Source organism: Enterobacter sp. DC4 (assembly GCF_000568095.1).
Taxonomy (GTDB): Bacteria; Pseudomonadota; Gammaproteobacteria; order Enterobacterales; family Enterobacteriaceae; genus Enterobacter; species Enterobacter pseudoroggenkampii.
Genome location: NZ_AZUB01000022.1, coordinates 1 through 18,410, shown reverse-complemented (window position 1 = coordinate 18,410; position 18,410 = coordinate 1). Strand labels below are relative to the sequence as shown.

Annotated in this window: 18 protein-coding genes and 5 pseudogenes; 21 read left to right on the top strand and 2 right to left on the bottom strand. The window is 53.6% G+C overall.

What is annotated here, in order from left to right; translation table 11 throughout:
- The 21 genes and pseudogenes from P349_RS26550 to P349_RS00115 all read left to right on the top strand — a co-directional run.
- A pseudogene (locus P349_RS26550) lies at positions 1–172 on the top strand (Mu transposase domain-containing protein); the annotation flags it as partial.
- Positions 165–362 (top strand): annotated as a pseudogene (locus tag P349_RS26545) (antirestriction protein); the annotation flags it as partial. The pseudogenes P349_RS26550 and P349_RS26545, both read left to right, overlap by 8 nt.
- A 42-nt stretch (positions 363–404) precedes the next feature.
- Positions 405–815 (top strand): DUF1380 family protein, encoded by a 411-nt coding sequence (locus P349_RS00045; protein ID WP_032664463.1) that lies wholly within the window; start codon positions 405–407, stop codon positions 813–815.
- A gap of 49 nt (positions 816–864) precedes the next feature.
- The gene (locus tag P349_RS00050) at positions 865–1,062 is read left to right on the top strand and encodes a hypothetical protein (RefSeq protein ID WP_032664460.1); all 198 of its coding nucleotides are present in this window, start codon (positions 865–867) and stop codon (positions 1,060–1,062) included.
- 767 nt (positions 1,063–1,829) lie between these two features.
- Entirely contained in the window at positions 1,830–2,102 is a 273-nt protein-coding gene (locus tag P349_RS00055; protein WP_032664455.1) for a hypothetical protein, read from the top strand.
- 43 nt (positions 2,103–2,145) lie between these two features.
- The gene (locus tag P349_RS00060; protein ID WP_032641231.1) at positions 2,146–2,511 is read left to right on the top strand and encodes a hypothetical protein; all 366 of its coding nucleotides are present in this window, start codon (positions 2,146–2,148) and stop codon (positions 2,509–2,511) included.
- A 67-nt stretch (positions 2,512–2,578) separates the two neighbouring features.
- Positions 2,579–4,591 (top strand): ParB/RepB/Spo0J family partition protein, encoded by a 2,013-nt coding sequence (locus P349_RS00065; RefSeq protein ID WP_032664453.1) that lies wholly within the window; start codon positions 2,579–2,581, stop codon positions 4,589–4,591.
- Positions 4,592–4,628: 37 nt separating this feature from the next.
- Positions 4,629–5,063, top strand: a complete 435-nt coding sequence (gene psiB, locus P349_RS00070; protein ID WP_032664450.1) for a conjugation system SOS inhibitor PsiB — start codon at positions 4,629–4,631, stop codon at positions 5,061–5,063.
- Positions 5,060–5,791 carry a plasmid SOS inhibition protein A gene (locus tag P349_RS00075; protein ID WP_032664447.1) on the top strand — a complete coding sequence of 244 codons (732 nt, stop codon included), beginning with the start codon at positions 5,060–5,062 and terminating at the stop codon, positions 5,789–5,791. Before psiB ends, P349_RS00075 begins: the two co-directional genes overlap by 4 nt.
- The gene (locus tag P349_RS00080; RefSeq protein WP_032664444.1) at positions 5,788–6,018 is read left to right on the top strand and encodes a hypothetical protein; all 231 of its coding nucleotides are present in this window, start codon (positions 5,788–5,790) and stop codon (positions 6,016–6,018) included. Before P349_RS00075 ends, P349_RS00080 begins: the two co-directional genes overlap by 4 nt.
- Positions 6,015–6,236 carry a hypothetical protein gene (locus tag P349_RS0124880; RefSeq protein WP_081758237.1) on the top strand — a complete coding sequence of 74 codons (222 nt, stop codon included), beginning with the start codon at positions 6,015–6,017 and terminating at the stop codon, positions 6,234–6,236. The genes P349_RS00080 and P349_RS0124880 overlap by 4 nt, the downstream gene beginning before the upstream one ends.
- 136 nt (positions 6,237–6,372) lie before the next feature.
- Positions 6,373–6,588 (top strand): annotated as a pseudogene (locus P349_RS26930) (DUF5431 family protein); the annotation flags it as partial.
- Positions 6,533–6,655 (top strand): type I toxin-antitoxin system Hok family toxin, encoded by a 123-nt coding sequence (locus P349_RS00085; RefSeq protein ID WP_224776414.1) that lies wholly within the window; start codon positions 6,533–6,535, stop codon positions 6,653–6,655. The pseudogene P349_RS26930 and the gene P349_RS00085, both read left to right, overlap by 56 nt.
- An 878-nt stretch (positions 6,656–7,533) precedes the next feature.
- On the top strand, positions 7,534–7,848 hold the full coding sequence (locus P349_RS00090) for a hypothetical protein (RefSeq protein ID WP_032664442.1): 315 nt from the start codon (positions 7,534–7,536) through the stop codon (positions 7,846–7,848).
- Between the two features lie 143 nt (positions 7,849–7,991).
- Positions 7,992–8,270 carry a hypothetical protein gene (locus P349_RS00095; protein WP_032664438.1) on the top strand — a complete coding sequence of 93 codons (279 nt, stop codon included), beginning with the start codon at positions 7,992–7,994 and terminating at the stop codon, positions 8,268–8,270.
- Positions 8,261–8,536 carry a hypothetical protein gene (locus P349_RS00100; protein WP_032664434.1) on the top strand — a complete coding sequence of 92 codons (276 nt, stop codon included), beginning with the start codon at positions 8,261–8,263 and terminating at the stop codon, positions 8,534–8,536. The genes P349_RS00095 and P349_RS00100 overlap by 10 nt, the downstream gene beginning before the upstream one ends.
- A gap of 84 nt (positions 8,537–8,620) precedes the next feature.
- A pseudogene (locus P349_RS26105) lies at positions 8,621–9,727 on the top strand (ISKra4-like element ISKpn19 family transposase); the annotation flags it as partial.
- A 127-nt stretch (positions 9,728–9,854) separates the two neighbouring features.
- Positions 9,855–10,271 carry a hypothetical protein gene (locus P349_RS26530; RefSeq protein ID WP_152540113.1) on the top strand — a complete coding sequence of 139 codons (417 nt, stop codon included), beginning with the start codon at positions 9,855–9,857 and terminating at the stop codon, positions 10,269–10,271.
- A gap of 129 nt (positions 10,272–10,400) precedes the next feature.
- Positions 10,401–10,718 (top strand): phage holin family protein, encoded by a 318-nt coding sequence (locus tag P349_RS0124865; protein WP_050597556.1) that lies wholly within the window; start codon positions 10,401–10,403, stop codon positions 10,716–10,718.
- 409 nt (positions 10,719–11,127) lie between these two features.
- Positions 11,128–12,126, top strand: coding sequence for a hypothetical protein (locus tag P349_RS00110; RefSeq protein ID WP_032664432.1), 999 nt, complete (start codon positions 11,128–11,130; stop codon positions 12,124–12,126).
- Positions 12,127–12,252: 126 nt separating this feature from the next.
- Positions 12,253–17,286: an RHS repeat domain-containing protein gene (locus P349_RS00115; RefSeq protein WP_032664429.1), complete on the top strand. Its 5,034-nt coding sequence runs from the start codon at positions 12,253–12,255 to the stop codon at positions 17,284–17,286.
- A gap of 294 nt (positions 17,287–17,580) precedes the next feature.
- Here the strand turns inward: P349_RS00115 and P349_RS00120 are convergent.
- Both P349_RS00120 and P349_RS26925 read right to left on the bottom strand, forming a co-directional pair.
- A pseudogene (locus P349_RS00120) lies at positions 17,581–17,820 on the bottom strand (hypothetical protein); the annotation flags it as partial.
- A 401-nt stretch (positions 17,821–18,221) separates the two neighbouring features.
- On the bottom strand, positions 18,222–18,410 hold a 189-nt coding region (locus P349_RS26925), incomplete at its 5' end, for a hypothetical protein (protein WP_032664425.1).

Genomic DNA, 18,410 nt, shown 5'->3' with positions numbered 1-18,410 from the left:
CAGACAGACCCCGGAACAGCGCTTCGCGCTGGAGCAGGAACATCTGCAGCCGTTGCCGGATACGGACTTCGATACCAGTTACTTCGACATCCGTCATGTGTCCTGGGACAGCTATATCGAGGTTGGCGGCAATCGCTACAGCGTTCCCGAAACGCTGTGTGGTCAACTGGTTTGAGCAGACTGTCAGCGGGGAGGTGGCGGGGATCATCCTCACGGCGCTGGTACTGAATCACCGGAGCTGGCACCACAGTAACCATGACCATGAGGAGCTGTGCCGCCACTTCTGCCGCCGTTATGAGCAGCTTATGGCATTTGCTGATACCCATCCTGAAAGCGCCACGATCTGGCGTGCTCTTGACTGATTCACCACGGGCGGCAATGCCGCCCGACTAATGGAGAAAAACATGATTGGTACAGCAAAAGAGATAGCCATCGAAATGCTGCGTGATGACGATAATGACGGCGAGAAATTTGTATTCGCCAGCTGGAGCCGGAACGATATTCGCGGTCTCTGCATTGATTGGGATCTCAGTGATGAAGAGATCGACGTGGTGATGGAAAGACTGGAGGCAGAGTTGTATCCCTCCGGATGTGTCCCTCTCATCTACAACATTGTTGAGGTGATGGTGGAAGAAAAACGGAAACACCGTAATGTCACCATTCCGGCAGCGGCGCTTGCGGTGGTGATGCAGCTTGCAGGGAAGGAAATGGAGCGTATCGCCGTATGCGCTGAGGATGGCGGCGGATCGGCAGAAGAAACCCTGAAAGAAGAAAACGACGTCATGTTGAACCTGCGCGCAGCGCTCGATGCCTGACAGAGAAACCGGAGGCGTTGCCTCCGGAAACTGAAAAAAGGAGAACACCATGCAACTGTCACCGGAAACCCGCAGCATCCTGCGCCAGTATAAAACGCTCATCAACGAGCGACGTCGCGAATCCGGACTCAACCCCGTAACCACGGCGAAAGTGCTGGATGAGATCTGCGAATCGGCTACCCGCCAGTGTGCCGTTTATCTTTGCGGCCACTTCATTCTCCAGGGCGGTCAGGGGGATGCACAGTAAATAATCCGGGCGGGGCATATGCGCCGCCTGTTCGCGCGCGAAAACCCTGTCATCCCTTCGGGCTGACGGACGGCAAGGCCAGCGCCTGCGGCGCTGCCCCCTCCCGCCCTGATGTAAGCCCGGGGAGATGCACATGAAAGGCATTGTGAGGGCGAATTGTCACTGATACGGTCCTGCGTGGCGTGGCGTGGCGTGGCGTGGCGTGGCGTGGCGTGGCGTGGCGTGGCGTGGCGTGGCGGCTCTGAAACCCGATCAGCAAATTCCCTCAAAACACCCGAATCCCACTTCTGGCCCCCTTCGGCTCCCGGCCAGCGCTGCTGTCCGGTCGTCGAGCCCCACTCCGCCAGGGCGGCTGCTGACGCACCCGCCGGGCTCCGCCGAACCCCTCCGGGGTTCGTGCCATACGGCTAGGGTCTGATGGCGAAGGTCAAGGGCTGCGGCTTCTCCGGCCGTGCCGTCCGGAACGCCTTCACCGCGCCGGCTGACGCCGTCGCTTTAATGGCGCCACGCCGTTCCGACGTGTCGGGTGTGTGCATCCTGTTCCCCCGGTGAGGCCATCCCCCGTGCGTCCTCACGCGGAGGGCTTGTCGTAGCACCGTCGGGTCGTCATCCAAGGGGTGAAATGCACTCCGCCAAAACTTTTTGCGTGCCGCAAAAACTTTAGTCTCCGCCCCTTTCCTTCCGCCCTTCGCCGTTGCTCCTTTGCCCTTTGCCGCGAGAGAACTCACCAGGGAGATGGACAACCATCACCACAGGAGAAAACCAGGATGCACACACGAAACGTCAACGTCAAAACCGCCGCTCAAGAATCTTCCAGGAAGATGGGGGAAGAACAAAACCCTGTTTCTGTCGCACGGGAGTGGGTGGCTCAGGCCACTTCGCTGAAAGCGGGTGTCACCGTCACCCTGTCCGATGTGTCCCGATACGGCGACGTGCAGGTGGAGATCCGCACCAACGGAACGCTTAACTGGCGCGCCTGGTCGTTTGAGCCTGATTTTCTTTTTGAACTGAAACGCAACCTGCAATACGTGCAGTTTTAACCGGAGGCCGGATGTCCGGCCTTAACCCAGAGAAGGAGGAAACATGCAGAACCTTAACACCCGTCCGGCGACCCGTAAGGTCGGGCAGAGCACCGAAATCGTGAAGCTGCTGCGCATTCAGGCCAGCGACACCCACGTAGTCGAGTTTGACAACGTGGACACCCGATTTAATGACTGCAACAACTGGCAGGTTATGGCAGGAGGCAAACGCGTCCTGTTCAGCAACCGCATGTATGAGCGTTTTTCAGATGTGAAATCGGGGATCGTGGCAACGATCAACGTGTGTGAAAACAGCGGCAGCGTAACGGATAAAGCGATGCTGGAAGGGGCAAAAGTCATGATGCAGGTTCTTGATGGCTATCCGTCCTTTGCAGCACTGGCAGCACACCCGAAACGCATTACCGGTTAACCGAGTGCCGTGACCGGAGGGCAATCCGGCCACGGCTAACCACAACTATCACTGAGAGGTAAAAATCATGGTCGCCACCAATACTACGGCAAAAAAACCAGCTAAGACCACCCGTCAGACAAAATCTGCGGAAAAAATCGCGCAGTCTACCGAGCAGAAGCTCGTCCAGCTGCTCGCTGATACGCCTGTGCAAATCTTCCCGTACTCCCGCCTGTCACACACGGGCTTAAACACGCGCATCATTCCGCATACCGATCAGGAAGTGGAAGAGATGGCAGACAGCATTCAGGCAATGGGCATCCTCCAGAACCTGATCGGTGCAGAACTGCCGGACGGTACGATCGGCATTGTCGGCGGGGAAGGTCGTCGCAGAGGCACAGGCATTCTGGTGATGCGCGGTGTGCTCGATGCAGACACGCCGTTTGTTCCGGTGAAAGTCCTGCCCGTTGAGATGGCTGTGGCGGCCTCGATGATCGAGAACGGTCGACGTAAAAACATGCATCCCGCCGAGCAGATTATCGGTTTTCGTACTCTTCAGCAGGAAGGTAAAACGGCCTCTCAGATCGGCGCACTGATGGGCTATCACCCGCGCCACGTTCAGCGCTGCCTGAAACTGGCGAATCTTGCCCCCTCCCTGCTGGATGCGCTGGCGCGGGATGAAATCTCCCTTGAACAGTGTGAAGTCCTGACACTTGCTGATACCCATGAGCGTCAGGAGCAGGTCTGGAAAGAGGCTGTTGAACAGTGGCGCGATCCAGCCGTACAGACCCTGCGCAAAATGGTGACTGACGACAAGATGGCCATCAGTCACCCGATGTTTGAGTATGTGGGCGAGGAAGCCTATACCGCCGCTGGCGGTACGCTGACCGCCGACCTGTTCAGCGACAAGGACAGCACCTTTGCCGATGCTGCGCTGGTGAAATCTCTGTTGGCTGGCAAGCTCACCGTGCTCGCCGCCCGTGTTAAGCAGGAGCAGGGCTGGGGCTGGGCTGAGTTCCGTATGACGGAACTCAGCTTCAGCGGTGAGGACGGTGAACTGTACCGTTTTGCCATGCCAAAAGCTGTCCTCACGGAAGAAGAACAGAAGCGCGTCAGTGAGCTGGAAGAACAAAGGGAAGCCACTGAAACCTACGATGACGATTACGAGCTTCAGCAGCAGATCGATGACATTTACTGCGAGGCGAAGTACCGCGAAGCCACGCCGGAATTTCGCGCCGCGCACGGAATCTGGGTGTCATGGGACGGTAGCAATTTTCAGGTTCAGCCTGGTATCCGCAAGCTGACCGACGAAGACCGGGCAGAAGAAGAACAGGCGCGTCAGGAACGTGAAAAGAACGTGATTAGATACACCACGCCTGACATTCCCGCTGACGCCTATCCGGCAACGCTGGTTAAGGCCATGTCAGCCGAACGTACTCTGGCTGTTCAGGCCGAACTGGCGGGGCGTCCTGACGTGTCGGTGGCGCTGCTGACGTGGACGCTGTGTCTTGCGCTCTTTGATCGCACCCACGGCAAGCGCAGCCAACCGCTGAAAGCCTCCGTGTCCTCGAATCAGTATCACCTTGCATCACTGGCTCCATCCGGTGACGAAGGGAAGGCGCTGACGGCGCTCAATGCACAGAAAATAGCGCTTCAGGCAACGCTGCCAGAAAACTGGCATCTCGATTTCACCTGGCTGCTGTCATGGTCAGCAGAGCAGGTGAACACCCTGCTGGGATTCTGTGCAGCGCACGGTATCAACGGTATTCAGGAACGTATGTATAACCATACGCAGAAAAGTGAACTGGACGGGCTGGAAGCGGCGCTGGACTTTGACCTGCGCAAATGGTGGCAGCCGGATGCTGAGAGCTACTTCGGTAAGCTCACTATTTCCCAGATTGGCAAAGCCTATGAAGAAGCCGGACTCAGCGCCCGTGCGGGTGAAGTTGTGAAGCTCAAGCGCCGCGATGCGGCGAAGGCCGCCGAGCAGGATCTGAATGCTCAGGGCTGGCTGCCTGACTGGATGGTGCGCCCAGCGCCAGCCGCTGAGGCTGAAGAAGCCACCGAATCCGACGCTAACACCACTGACCACGCTGCTTAATACAGGAGGCCGCCGCCTTCGGGCGGCGGGAACAGACATGACCATGCAATATGACCTGAACCGAATCAACACACTGACCGCCACAGACCTGGAGTTTATCCGTCAGCAGGGCGAGGACGCGCGCCGCGCCCTCAGCGATGCCGTGACCGGCCTTCTGTCGACACCTGAAGGATGGTGCGTCTGCGCCGAGTTCCGCACCGAGTTTGGCGGCTTCTTCCCCGTCCAGTACCGCTTCAGCGCGGACGGCAGCGATGACTGGCATCTGTGCGTGTGCAGCCCCGGCGAAGTCTCGCCTTACTGGCTTCTGGTGCTGCTCTCCTCCGGCGGTGAAGTGGTGCGTACCCTTTACCAGAGCGACAAGCTCCAGCCTGACCGGATAAACCAGCTGATCGCGCAGCTGGCAGGTATGCGCCGCTTTAACTGCACAGCCAGCACCGTGGTGAACCTGATGAGCGTGGAGGTGACAGCATGATCCCGTCCTCACACGCGCTCGTTTCCCTGAAGCCCGCCCGTCAGGCTGCAATACAGGCTATCAGCCATGTTGAGTCTGCCCGCGAACGCGGCGCACGACTTCCCGCCATGCCGTATGTGCGTACTTTTCTGCGCCTTCTCACGGGCAGCGGGCGTCTCAACGCCACGGTGGCCAATAAAATACCTGGCCTGCACTGGGTGCCAAATAACCGTCATTCGAACCTGAAACAGGTCGAGGAGGCGCTTAACACGATGATCGCCACCAGTGGCGAAGCCTGCCCGCTGCCGCTCACGATTGACGTACAGGCCGAACTGTTTCCTGAAGTCATGCACACCCGCACGGGTCGACGGCTGCACAGGTCTGGCATTAAGACCACGCGCCAGCTGCGCCGCCAGTCCCGCGAGTACGAACAGCGCTGGAAACTGCGCCAGAACCTGCTGGAGCAGGCGAAAATCGACCTGAATTTTCAGTCACCGGAAACCGTCTGCACCTGGTACACCCGGTGGAGCGACGAGTTTGACGCGGCAGAGCTTGCCGCACCGTTCTGGCGCTGGCAGTCGCGGTTCACGTCGCTGAAGGAACTTGACTGGCTTCGCATCAGCGGTGAGCCGCTGTATGCAGTGATGTACGAAATCCCGTTTATCGTGCGGGAGACTCCGGAATCTGTCCGTACTGCTGAGCGCTGGCAGGTGCCGAACAAGTTGCGGTATCAGCAGGGGGCAGAATGAGAAATAACCCCTGCAAGACGGAGCTGAAAGTCGCCCGCAGCCAGCGTAACAAGCTCCGTACCATGTCGGCAAAGCTGAAAGAGATGTGCTGCGAGTGGGACGGACTCAGTGGCTGGCTGGAAACCGAAACCGAGCAGCTGGCTGAGAGTATAGACAGGCATCTTGAGGCGCTCGAAGACCAGATCCGCGAGTGGTCAGAAGGTACGGATAACCGGGAGGGATATTGAGCATTATCAGCCGCAGGTTCGACAAAAAAGAAACGAGTACCGTGTTCCGGCATGCTGAAAGCGGGAAGATTCTGTACCGTCTTGATGCCCGGCTGGAGCGGGATGATTGGGAAATGTTGCAGGCGATGATCAGCCTTGTCTATAACGCCGGCGTGACCGCCGGAAGCGAACAGCGAGCCGCTGAAATTCGTGAGGCGCTGGGGATGTCAGGAACTTAATGACGCGGAAAAACGATGAGGATTTATACAGTTTTCAGACTGTTATTCCTGGGCAGATGATCGACAACGGGATATAATGGCGATGGCGCTTGAGGCTTTTTGCCTCATGACGTGAAGGTGGTTTGTTACCGGTTGTGTGGCAAAAAGAAGAAAGCCCCGTAGGAAGTTAATTTTCATTAACCAACCAAACGAGGCCATCTGCTTGACTAGACACCAACAGAATAGCCTCTTAGCAGCCGCAAGGCAAGGAGAAGACGGCTATGAAACTGCCACGAAATACCCTGATCTGGTGTGTATTGATTGTGTGTCTCACACTACTGATATTCACTTACCTGACACGGAAATCGCTCTGCGAAATCCGTTACAGGGACACGAACAGGGAGGTGGCGGCTTTCATGGCTTACGAATCCGCTAAGTAGCCAACCCCGGCGGGGGGAAACCCCCGCCATTAAGGGGCTGAGGCTGTCTGGACATGCCTGAAGCGCCTTTATGAAGGGGTTACCGGTTTACCGGTAGCCCCTTTTTCCTTCCTGACGCGACCGCACGCCTGAACTTCCGGGAAGGGCTGTTCCCCTGCGGGGAACGGGGGAGGGGGGACGCGCCTTCGGCGCTGCCCCTCTGCTCCCCCCGCCTTGTCCACACTCCAGGCTTTCCTGCCTGATTTTGCTGAAGTCAGAGCACCATGAGTTACCTGCCTGTACCTGGCTTCAGCATGGTTTTCCCTGTGTTCTTCATCCCGGGCGTCATATCCGGTGTCCTGCTGGTTAACTTTTCCAGCTGCAGCTCCGTGGCCATAACCCGAAAACAGGGCAGGGCGATGGCCCCCTTCGGCTCCCGGCCAGCGTTGCTGTCCGGTCGTCGAGCCCCACTCCGCCAGGGCGGCTGCTGACGCACCCGCCGGGCTCCGCCGAACCCCTCCGGGGTTCGTGCCATACGGCTAGGGTCTGATGGCTAAGGTCAAAGGCTGCGGCTTCTCCGGCCGTGCCGTCCGGAACGCCTTCACCGCGCCGGCTGATGCCGTCGCTTTAAGGTCGCCACGCCGTTCCGACGTGTCGGGTGTGTGCATCCTGTTCTCCCGGTGAAGCCATCCCCCGTGCGTCCTCACGCGGAGGGCTTGTCGTAGCACCGTCGGGTCGTCATCCAAGGGGTGAAATGCACTCCGCCAAAACTTTTTGCGTGCCGCAAAAACTTTTGTCTCCGCCCCTTTCCTTCCTCCCTTCGCCGTTGCTCCTTTGCCCTTTGCCGCGAGAGAACTCACCAGGGAGATGGACAACCATCACCACAGGAGAAAACCAGGATGCACACACGAAACGTCAACGTCAAAACCGCCGCTCAAGAATCTTCCAGGAAGATAGGGGGAAAAACCGTGTCGTACACGATCCTCGTCGCTGAGACGAAAAAAAACTCTGAGGAGGAATCGGACGTTCTGGAGTTCAGCAGCCTTGCAGAGCTGAAGAAACTGCGCAGACGCTGCCCCGAAACAATGCGCTGCACCTATTTCTACGCCCTCAGCAGCGGCGTCGATAAACAGTTCCGCCATATCCATGTGGCTGAAGCTGACCACTTCAAACAGTTTGTGCGCCTGATCGAGCGCGAAGGTATCGACATTTAAATCCGGTTCCCGGACTACATCATTCACCTCTTACTGGAGAACATGCGGGCCGAGGACAGCGCGAAACGTAAAAAGGGCCAGACGATGTCACTTTCTGAGCGCCTCGACAGGTTGTTTGCAGGCGAAGGGCAGGAGAACGCCGAATGTCACTGATACACAATAACTCTGTGCCACCTGCGTCTCAGCACATGACAGGCCGCAATGCTGATACCAGGGGCTGCGACGAAACCGTGAAACAAATCAGTCAGCTGTACCCTGAAATCGCATCATGGCAACCGGCGTTGATCGCCGGTGCCTGGCATCAGTGGTGCGCGGAGAACCAGCGTCAGCCGATAGCGCCAGACGAACGTGATGAGGCGTTTCCCATGTACCTCGTCAGGCTTATCCGCAACAGAATGGAGGAGATGAACGCATGGCGTTAATCAGCTGCTTCACCGCCACTCAGGGGTTGCAGGGAGTGCTCACCTGTTTGCGCGATACCGAGGGCATGACCGGTATTCTGGTCGTCGTTGCACTACTCGCTGGCTGGATTGTTGTTCAGTACGTGGCATGTGCCCGACGTGAACGACGGACGTGGGAGAGCAGACCGGGAATACCCGTCCCTCTGGCGCAATTTGGCGGTACCCGACATGCTGACGCGGTTCACGCCTTTGCTATCCGGGCTTCGGGTGTACCGGTGCCGTTGTGAAGACAGTGATACAAAGACAGTCAGTTTGCTCAGCGACTGGGCCGGCGATTATTCTCACCCGGCACTGAAATATATTGAAACCCGCTTCGGGTGTACCGGTGCCGTTGTGAAGACAGTGATACAAAGACAGTCAGTTTGCTCAGCGACTGGGCCGGCGATTATTCTCACCCGGCACTGAAATATATTGAAACCCGCTGGGCCTCGATGATCTCCTATGAAATGACGACTCGTCTGCTAAAAGATATTCTGCCGGTGGGTCACAGCCTGAATGCCTCAACGGTGAGAAATCATTTATGCCAGGTGGCGCAGCGTCTTGACGATGAGGCTGAAGCTCATTCAGGTTTTCTTTCCGGCTGCCCCCGCGACTGGGGGAACCTGCCCAGGCCAGGAAAACCGCTTGTGGTGGGGATCGATGGTGGTTATGTTCGCGATCGGGATGACAAAAAGCGCAATTTTGAAATTATTGCCGGGAAGTCTTTTTCCGTTGGTGCGCCTGCTGACACCCGCCGCTTCGGTTTTGTTCAGAAGGATGACTGCCATCCGGAACGCAGGCTCATGGCCCACCTTTCAGCGCAGGGAATGCAGGCCAACCAGCAGATATTTTTTCTGTCCGACGGCGCGGATAATCTCAGGGACCTCCAGTTCGGTATGTACCCTGAGTCAACGCATGTGCTGGACTGGTTTCATATCACCATGAGGCTGACGGTGCTCATGCAATATGCCCGGGGACTGCTGGCATCAGATCCAGAGGCGGGGAGTAAAGTTCTGGCCCTGCTGGAAAGCAGTAAACGATATCTCTGGCATGGCAATGTTGTCGCTGCGCTGGAACATATTGATAATTGCGTTATGTATTGCGATGACCCTGAACTCAGCTATCCTGGTCTGAAATCCCTGCAAAAACATCTGGATGAAATGTATACGTACATCCGGAATAATAAGATGATGATCCCAAACTACGGCGAAATGCGTCGGTACGGAGAACCGGTATCAACCGCGTTTGTGGAATCCACAATCAATGAAGTGATCGCCAGACGAATGGCCAAAAAGCAGCAGATGCAGTGGAGCAGAAAAGGGGCTCATTATTTGTTACAGACCCGGACCGCCGTTTTGAATAACGAACTGCAGGATAAATTTGTCTGCTGGTATCCGGGTTTTCAAAGTGATGGGAAGGGACCAGCGATGGCAGCATAGCTCACGCTGCCCCAATATTTTTGAATAACGAACTGCAGGATAAATTTGTCTGCTGGTATCCGGGTTTTCAAAGTGATGGGAAGGGACCAGCGATGGCAGCATAGCTCACGCTGCCCCAATATTTTTTATGCTCTCCAATCTGTTGCAGCTGGTCTGTAAACTCCGGCGCACGCTGGCATACGCCGGGCTGGCGGGGATGGTGAAAACGGTTTATCGTCAGGGCTATACTTTAACCCTTCCCGTCCTCACTGAGGATAAGCCGTCCTCTGCACCGGTCGCTGAGAATTCCTCTCAGACGCCCTCCGTCCCGTCCCCCCCAGCGTGGCGACGCACGACACTGTTGTTACTTTCTCCTTTACTGGTGGTCCTTCTGGTTGCAGGCACCGTCTATCAGTCCATTCCTTCATCACAGCGTGTGCTGGTCAGCGTGCTGGCCCGGGCCCCCCGTCTGCGGAGTCTGACATTTCTGCGGACTACGCAGGGGTACGTTATTGACTACCAGACCTGCGACCGGCAGGTAATGCATCGGGTCATACGCCTGTGAAGGTACTGGCAGCAGGGGCCTATCGTGAATTCATAACCCTGAGTTTGATGAAAAAACCGGTGATTCATTATTATCAGCGTAAAAAACGATTCAGGATGGGGCATCCTTTATCAACGGAGGCTGCTTAAAATGTCACACTCACTTAAGGATATTGCGCTGCTTTGTGCTGGATTGTTTCTGATTTCGCTGTGGAGTGGCGTGGTCGCCTATATTATCCACCTGCGCGACAGTCACGAAAAACCCTCACTGTTATTACTACTGTCGCAGGTCATTGTATCCTGCTTTACAGGGTTCCTGGGAGGACTGATAGCCATGGATCATCGACTGTCCTTTCCTCTGACTTTTTGTGTATCAGGTCTGTCCGGCACACTGGGTATCGCTTTACTGCGGGCATTGCAGAAAAAGCTCCTGCAGACGATCCGCCGCTTTTCGCAAAGTGACGCATAGCGGCAGCTTAATATATTATGTATTAATTCGTGATGTGCATTAATTAATACACTGTAAAGATATCGACACGGCATGGTATTACATCCATGCCGTACGGGTCGAAATAATCAAGTAAATCATAGGAGAGATACAGATATTATTTTTTTATTTTAGCACCATGGACAATGCTCGAAATAATGCTAGCTTTAAATGCTGATGGTTTGCATTAATCATGCAGGTAGCCAATCAGTATAAAATATACGCAATTAATATTTGCGTCATTTATTGCATGCATTATTACTAGCGCTGTAAATGACGACATTGTCATTTTTTATGCCTGTGCTAACAGTATTTCTACGTCATCTGTCTGGCTGAGTATTCAGCAGGCGTTTGATAAACAGCACCACCTCATCAATATAAGGGTTAAAATATGTCATCCTGGAAAGATGTAACTGGTTTTTCAGCCGTTAAAGTGACCCGCTATGACGGTACTCAGACGGGTAAAATCTATGCCAACGGGTTAAACCAGACGGAAATTGTTGTCTACTTTGAGCCCATTGACGTGAATGGCAGGCTGGTGACGGGCCTCACCAGTGATGATTACCTTGAGCCGATGGCGCTAATTGATGCCGAAACAGGCACCGAACTTGACTGGCACGAGTGGAATGAATCATCCAACTGGACATATACCGAATACAAGCATGAATATTACTACCCCGTACCTGATAATAAAACCGTAGCGGATATTACCGAAGGGGGATATTCTTTTACCTTTTACGTCTCCTGTAGCGCTGATGCAACATTCAAGAGCATGGGGATTGCTGTACAGTTTGCGCTTGCAGATGGATCGACGTATTCCACGGGGGATAACAGTCAGAATGCAAGTAAAACCACTATACATACGCGTAAAAAAATCATCTATGATACAGAAAACACCAAAGTCACTAAGGATATTGTAGTTAATGAAGATCTAATTGATAAAAACATCCCTGAGACTGATCACGGAACTTATCTTTGGGGACAAATTAATTATGGATTGTACCCTAATGACGATGATGGGGCAGCCAATTACTTTATTTCATCTGAACTATTTAATTACGCTCTTGGTGATTTTTCAATGAAATATTGCTTCTATGAAAAAATTCATGGTTGGGGTAATGACCGTTTGGCATATTTTTGGCCAATGGATCTGAAAAGTCCGAGAATTGTTGGGCGAGGTAATTTCTCGTTAACCATTAACACAATGAAAGGTGCCTTCAACTTCACAAAAGTTTATTATCATCACCATGACTGGGAGGATTATGAATGGACTGATCATGCTAATGATAACCTCGCTATTCTGACCGATCAATATGGTAATTCAGGGAGGTTTCACTTCGTGAAGTTTGATAATGATAGTGCTGATATTACTGTTGCCAGTGCTAATTAAATCCGGCTTGTATTTATTTTAAGGATGCCAACCATATTGTTTCCACAGGCTGTAGCAAGGAAACAGTATGGTTATTCTTAATACTACTTTTTATATGATAACCACCCATTAACAGGACGCTTTCTCATGTCATTAAAACTTGCAGCTTCCGGTGATTTCTATACTCAGGCCTTTAACTTTGTCAGTGCCACCCAGAGTGGCGTTGACCCACGCACGGGCCTTTACACACTGAATTGTGCTATTGCCAACCTGTCCCCTAATGACGGGCTCGGCCCTCAGCTGAAGCTGGCGCTTAACTACAGTCCATTGAGCACCTCGACGGTGGGACTCGGCACCGGCTGCACACTCGGCCTGTCAAGCTACGACACTGATCATCAACTGTTGACCCTGGCCAGCGGTGAGCAATACAAAATCATCGAAAGCAGCAGCAACGTAGTGGTCAAACAAAAGAAAATTGATAATTTCCGGTTTGAGAAATTCCCTGACCACTACAAAATCACGCATAAATCAGGACAGATAGAAATTCTCACCGGTCCCGACGTGGCCTGGCACACGAAGGTTCCTGTTCAGATATTCGCGCCCGGCGGACATGCGGTGACCCTGAACTGGGCGTATGTGGGAGGCCAGCCTCGCCTGCTGAATATTCAGGACGAGCAGGCAACCGTCCTGGTCGAGGTGGACTATTCCGCGGGCACCGGACAGACCACGCTGACGGTCTGGACGGGTTCAGCCGAAAGCCGCCGCATCGTACTGCATTTTATGAATGACCGCCTCAACAGCCTGGACCAGGTGGCGGGTGACACCACGCTGACGTGGCAATTTAAAAATGAGGTCGTGGGTGATTATACCCTGATAACCGGGCTGACCTCGCCATCGGGCCTTATCGAACAGGTCTCTTACCAGAAAGACGGACACGCGTTCCCGTCCAGTGCCGGCATGAAGCCCCTGCCGTACGTCACCCAGTTGACACAATATCCGCAGAAAAATCAGCCTAAAATCACCCTCAATTACCGGTACACCACCACGAATTATCTGGGCGGCGGCAACGGTCAGTCCTGGTCGAACAGTGAGGATTATCTGTATGGCGTATTGTCGAGCTACCTGTATGGCTCAACAGAAGCGCGTCAGGATGGTGATGTTCTTATCGAAACCACACGGACTTATAATAATTATCATTTGTTGACCGAGGAGAAAGTCGCGCAGGACGGTTGTATTCAGACCAAAACAACGGATTACTACGCTGTTGTGGGGAAAGTTTTTGATGACCAGCCTAATCAGTTCCAGTTTCCCAATAAGGTCACCGTGCAATACACCAGTGCCAGCGGTGACACCTCCGAGCCGGAAGTGACCCACACCGAATTTGATGACAGTGGTAACATCACAAAAAAAGTTGAACCTGATGGCATGACGACGACCTGGGACTACTATCCTGCGGATGGCGATGGTGATAATTGCCCGGCGGAGCCGAATGGTTTTGTACGCTGCGTCAGGACTGAAACCGTGACGCCGGGGACCCCCGTCCCTGCATCGGCGACCTATACCGCCCCCGTGCACAAGAAACAGTACACCTTTGAAAAATTGCCTGCGGCGAACATTGCGGGCACGCCAGTGCCCTACGTCCTCTCAACCGCCACTGAAAAATACCTGAGTGATGATGTGGTCAACAGCAGTAAACAGATGACCTATATCAATGCCCCGGACTCAGCCGACCATGGCCGTCTCAGTTCGCAGAGTGTCACCCTTTATGTCGCAGCACAGGTCCCCCAGGCCACCCAGTCCTTTACCCGTCAGCATACGTTCACCTATGAACGCGCCGCCGGTGTTCTGGTCACCACAACGACCATCACTGGTCATGACAACATTGCCACCACCAGTGTGTCCGGCCGTCAGCGCCTGACTGGATTACTGACTTCCACGACTGACGTTCTCGGTAACACGACAGACTATACCTATGACGGGCTGGGCCGTATGCAAAGCAAAACGCTGAGTGCTAAGTCTGCATATGAGCACACTACCACATACAGCTATACCGTGGATGAGAACGGCTCCACGATCACCACAACGGATCCGTCAGGCAATCAAATCCGTACTGGCTACGATGCGCTGGAGCGGATAGTACAAAAAGAACAGTGGAATAACGATGACCTCCGCCTGCAGGGGGCTCCCTTTGCGACAGAAAGCCATCAGTATGATGCGCTGGGCCGCAAATCGCAGATAACCCTGACCGACCAGCTCAGTGCCGGTGTCGGAGACGCAACGACCGTCGTGAACGGTCTTCTGGGTTACGACAGCTGGGGCAATCCGTCGACAAAAACATTCAACGACGGACGCGAGGAAAACAGCCATTACGATCCGGTTACCCGGACATTAACCAACACCGCCAGCGGTGAGGGTAATGGCAATGCGGTCACACTGGGCAGTCAGGTCACCACCTACTCTCTTTCTGCTCTGCCGGTCTCCTCCACCCGTTACCGCGCCGATAACACGCAGGAGAGTCAGAATACCCAGGAATATGACGGGTTGCGGCGCTTGCGTAAGGTCACGGACGCGATGGGTTATGTGACTCTTTATGAGTATGACTGGTGTGGCCGGGTGGTACAGACAACCCTGCCGGATAACACCGTTATCCGGAAAGCTTATGCGCCACACTCCACCCGACCGCTGGTAAGCGGGCTGACGGTGACAGATGCAAAAGGTGTCCTTATTGATATGGGGAGTCAGACATTTGACAGCCTTAACCGTCGCACCAGTACCACCAGTGGTGGGCGAGTCTGGCAGTTCACCTATCGCGATGCCAGCAACAAACCCGCGCAAACAGTGACACCGAATCAGGACACCCTAAAATATACCTACATCCCGGAACTGGGTAATGCCCTGCAGACGGTGAATGCGCCGGATATTCAAAAAACGTTTGAATATGACAAGACCACTGGGCAGGCCAGGACAGCACAAGAGGCCAACGGCCGTAAAAATGCATGGTCATATTATCCTTCCGGCCGCCTGGAATCCGAAACCATTGATGACGACCTGACCACTCACTACAGCTACTCCCTGCTGGGTTTGCAGCAGAGTTATACGGATGTGATGCAGGGCGAACAGACGACACAATATGATGGTAAAGGCCGTCGTACCGGTGTCACGACGCCCGCCATCAGCGCTACGTTGAAATATGATGATATTGGCAGAATGGAGATCTATACCGCCACCGATATTGCCAGTAAAGCGACGTTAACCACAAAGCTAACGTTTGATGATTTTAGCCGGGAAATCCGCCGGGATATTACCGACCAGAAAGGTCAGTCCGTATTCAGCATTGCCCAGACGTATTATCCCAACGGTCAGGTGAAAAACCGTACCACGACCCGGGAGGATAAAACCCTGCGGGATGAAAAATATACCTACAATAACCGTAATCAGTTAATCGACTACACCTGTAGCGGCACTGAGAAGCCGCTGGATGCTTACGGGAAGGCAATTACCCATCAGGCCTTTACCTACGGTGTTCTGGGCAACATCACCACCATGGTGACGGAGTTTGATGGGGGTAAGGATACCGCCAGCTATACGTATGCCGCTAATGACCCGACTCAGTTGTCCAGTGTCACGCACACCCATAAAGATTATCCGGCATTACAGACGCTTACCTATGATAACGCCGGACAGCTTACTGACGATGGTGTGGGCCATACCTTAAGTTATGACGCACTGGGTCGGGTGATCAATATTCAAGGGACCAAAAGTCAGGGTTGTACCTATCGCTACGACGCCAGTAACACGCAGGTCGGACAGGATATCTCCGGTGGGTCACAGCATGATTTTTACTATGCTGCAGGTACCCGGGTAAATGAGATTGTTAAAGGCAAGGATGAACAGCAACGTCGCTGGCTGAAGCTGGGTGCGACCTGCCTGGGTCAGCAAACAGAAGGCACCGGTGCGCAAACCCTGCTGGCGGGGACGGATACCATGAACAGCGTTCTGGCAGCAGACAGCCCGGACGGTACACTGCACTTTTCTTATTCACCGTACGGGGTTCGTACCGCGCCGGACGATGCCACCGTCCCGGTCGGGTTCAACGGCGAGGCATTTGACCCCATTATTAGCGGATATTTCTTAGGCAATGGTGCGCGTTTGTTTATCCCGTCGCTGGGGATTTTCAATAAACCTGACGACTTAAGTCCGTTTGGGGCAGGCGGTATTAACCCGTATGCCTATTGTCTTGGCGACCCCATCAACCAGGCGGACCCCACAGGACATATCAGTATTGGTAAATTATTCGGCCTTATTTTTGGTGCCATAGCGGCCTTTATCGCGGGTGTGGTGACGTTAGGCGCTGCTATTCCTATGATTGCGGCGGGTGCCGTGACGCTGGCCGGTGGCCTGGCCGTTGCCGGTGGTATCACCGGTGGCGTGGCCGCTGGTCTGGGTATTGCGGGCCAGCTCGTCACCAACAAGAAGGTGGCCTCCGCACTGGGCTGGGCCTCTCTGGGAGTGGGTCTGCTATCGCTACCGACAGGGATTGGTGCAGCGGTAGCCGCATCCCGAGCGGCAGCTGCCGCTGCAGAAGGGGCGGAAGAGGTCGTAGGAGAGGCTATGGAGATGACTGAAATTAGCCCTGTAGAAGAAGAGGGTGATGTGCATGCCACTATCCAACGAGAAATGCAGGCCATGAGAGATGCCGATGCATCGTCCAGTATTTCACCGGAAGTCCAGCAGCAATGTGATAATGGCCCTGAAGCTTCGAGGATAGCAATGAGAGGGGTAAGGGATAAATGGGCGGTACAATATGAGGAAGGTGGAAGGCAGGCGAGGTCACTGATAGGTACAAGAACAACCCAGGATATTAATGATGCTCAGGCATCTGCAGAGAATGCAGGCCTGTCCCGTCAAGCCAGCCTTCGTTCAATTAGCAGTACCAACAGTGAAGAACTGCGAAGTACGTTTGAAGAACTGCTTGATAGTGCAGTGAAAAATGCCAAGGAAAATCATCAGACACCAGGTAATTTCACGAACAAATCAACGTGGTACATGCACGCTGCAGCGCGTGACAACGTATCAAAGGAGTTTAGCAATCTAACCCAAGGTTTTACTGATTCAACAACGCGGAGATTAGAAAACTTGCTATTTAGTTCACCTGAGTTTGGTCTTTATTACCAGGAGTAATTAAATTGCACCAATACAACAAATTAATTTGATATAAGTGCTAATTGCAGGTGGTCATTCAAATGGCTACCTGCTTTTTTATATGTGATACCTCACTTTTGGCGAATCGCTGAAAAACCGTAGTTTTTCATTTTCAGCTAATCTGGGTTGGCGAAAGTGAAATGCAGGTCGGTGAGGATAAATGCAGGCTCATTTGCAGGGAATGTGGGTTTTAGACCTGCGCTGGTTGCAGCTAATGTGGGCCGAAAACGTGAGGTAAATGCAGGTTTGTGAATTTATAAACGCAGGTCACTACATGTAGCTGAACACCTCAGCACGAATCGATTCGTCCGGTGTTTCTTCTTTCAGCAGGTACGAACATGCGCTGGCAAGCGCCAATGCAGATTTATCCAGATCCTTCAGCGAGCGGAGCCGTTTTTTCTGCCCAATCTTTCTGGCGTCACGGATGATAACGGCCAGCATGGCGTCCAGAACGTCCAGTGCATCATCCTGAGCCATCGCCTCCATACAGCAGGAGAATGCAACAAGCGTAGCCAGTTTTCTTTTTTCTGGTAAGCGCTGTTGTGTTAGGCTAGAGGAATTTTGAAAAATTCAGTGCTGTAAAGCAGGCATATTAATATGTATGAAACTAACACTTTTGCCGTCTCGTTTTTTTGTCAGAGACGTACCATTGAGTGAGTTGCATGTTCCCATGCAATCTGTTGATTAATAACTTAATAGCTATTCAACTTGACCACTTAACTACGTTTAGTGTTCCGCTGCTCCTCAAACCCCAGAAAAGTGAGCATGAAAAACAGACAATGCCACTTTTGCTGACTTCCTGTCGTTAACGCGACAGAACCAACTTCGGGATCCTGCCGGGGATGGATTGTCACCGGCAGAACAATTCTATCTGTCAGATGCCTGAAAAACAGGCAACCCAATTTCCTTTATGACTACATCGGGGAAAATGTGCGACGAACTGTCTTTCCTCTGGTCACCCGGTCCGCCGCATTAGTCATCTTAATTCTCCGGGTATGCGTTCCTTCCAGGCTATATATGTCTCCCAGACCGTGGTAGGCCTTTACAATCCCTGCAAATCCTCTTTTGAATAGCTCATCGCTGACTTTTTGTGCAAATGGTTT

Coding starts and splice junctions, on each gene's coding strand:
- P349_RS00045 (WP_032664463.1), top strand. CDS start 405: ATGATTGGTACAGCAAAAGAGATAGCCATCGAAATGCTGCGTGATGAC.
- P349_RS00050 (WP_032664460.1), top strand. CDS start 865: ATGCAACTGTCACCGGAAACCCGCAGCATCCTGCGCCAGTATAAAACG.
- P349_RS00055 (WP_032664455.1), top strand. CDS start 1,830: ATGCACACACGAAACGTCAACGTCAAAACCGCCGCTCAAGAATCTTCC.
- P349_RS00060 (WP_032641231.1), top strand. CDS start 2,146: ATGCAGAACCTTAACACCCGTCCGGCGACCCGTAAGGTCGGGCAGAGC.
- P349_RS00065 (WP_032664453.1), top strand. CDS start 2,579: ATGGTCGCCACCAATACTACGGCAAAAAAACCAGCTAAGACCACCCGT.
- psiB (WP_032664450.1), top strand. CDS start 4,629: ATGACCATGCAATATGACCTGAACCGAATCAACACACTGACCGCCACA.
- P349_RS00075 (WP_032664447.1), top strand. CDS start 5,060: ATGATCCCGTCCTCACACGCGCTCGTTTCCCTGAAGCCCGCCCGTCAG.
- P349_RS00080 (WP_032664444.1), top strand. CDS start 5,788: ATGAGAAATAACCCCTGCAAGACGGAGCTGAAAGTCGCCCGCAGCCAG.
- P349_RS00090 (WP_032664442.1), top strand. CDS start 7,534: ATGCACACACGAAACGTCAACGTCAAAACCGCCGCTCAAGAATCTTCC.
- P349_RS00095 (WP_032664438.1), top strand. CDS start 7,992: ATGTCACTGATACACAATAACTCTGTGCCACCTGCGTCTCAGCACATG.
- P349_RS00100 (WP_032664434.1), top strand. CDS start 8,261: ATGGCGTTAATCAGCTGCTTCACCGCCACTCAGGGGTTGCAGGGAGTG.
- P349_RS26530 (WP_152540113.1), top strand. CDS start 9,855: ATGCTCTCCAATCTGTTGCAGCTGGTCTGTAAACTCCGGCGCACGCTG.
- P349_RS0124865 (WP_050597556.1), top strand. CDS start 10,401: ATGTCACACTCACTTAAGGATATTGCGCTGCTTTGTGCTGGATTGTTT.
- P349_RS00110 (WP_032664432.1), top strand. CDS start 11,128: ATGTCATCCTGGAAAGATGTAACTGGTTTTTCAGCCGTTAAAGTGACC.
- P349_RS00115 (WP_032664429.1), top strand. CDS start 12,253: ATGTCATTAAAACTTGCAGCTTCCGGTGATTTCTATACTCAGGCCTTT.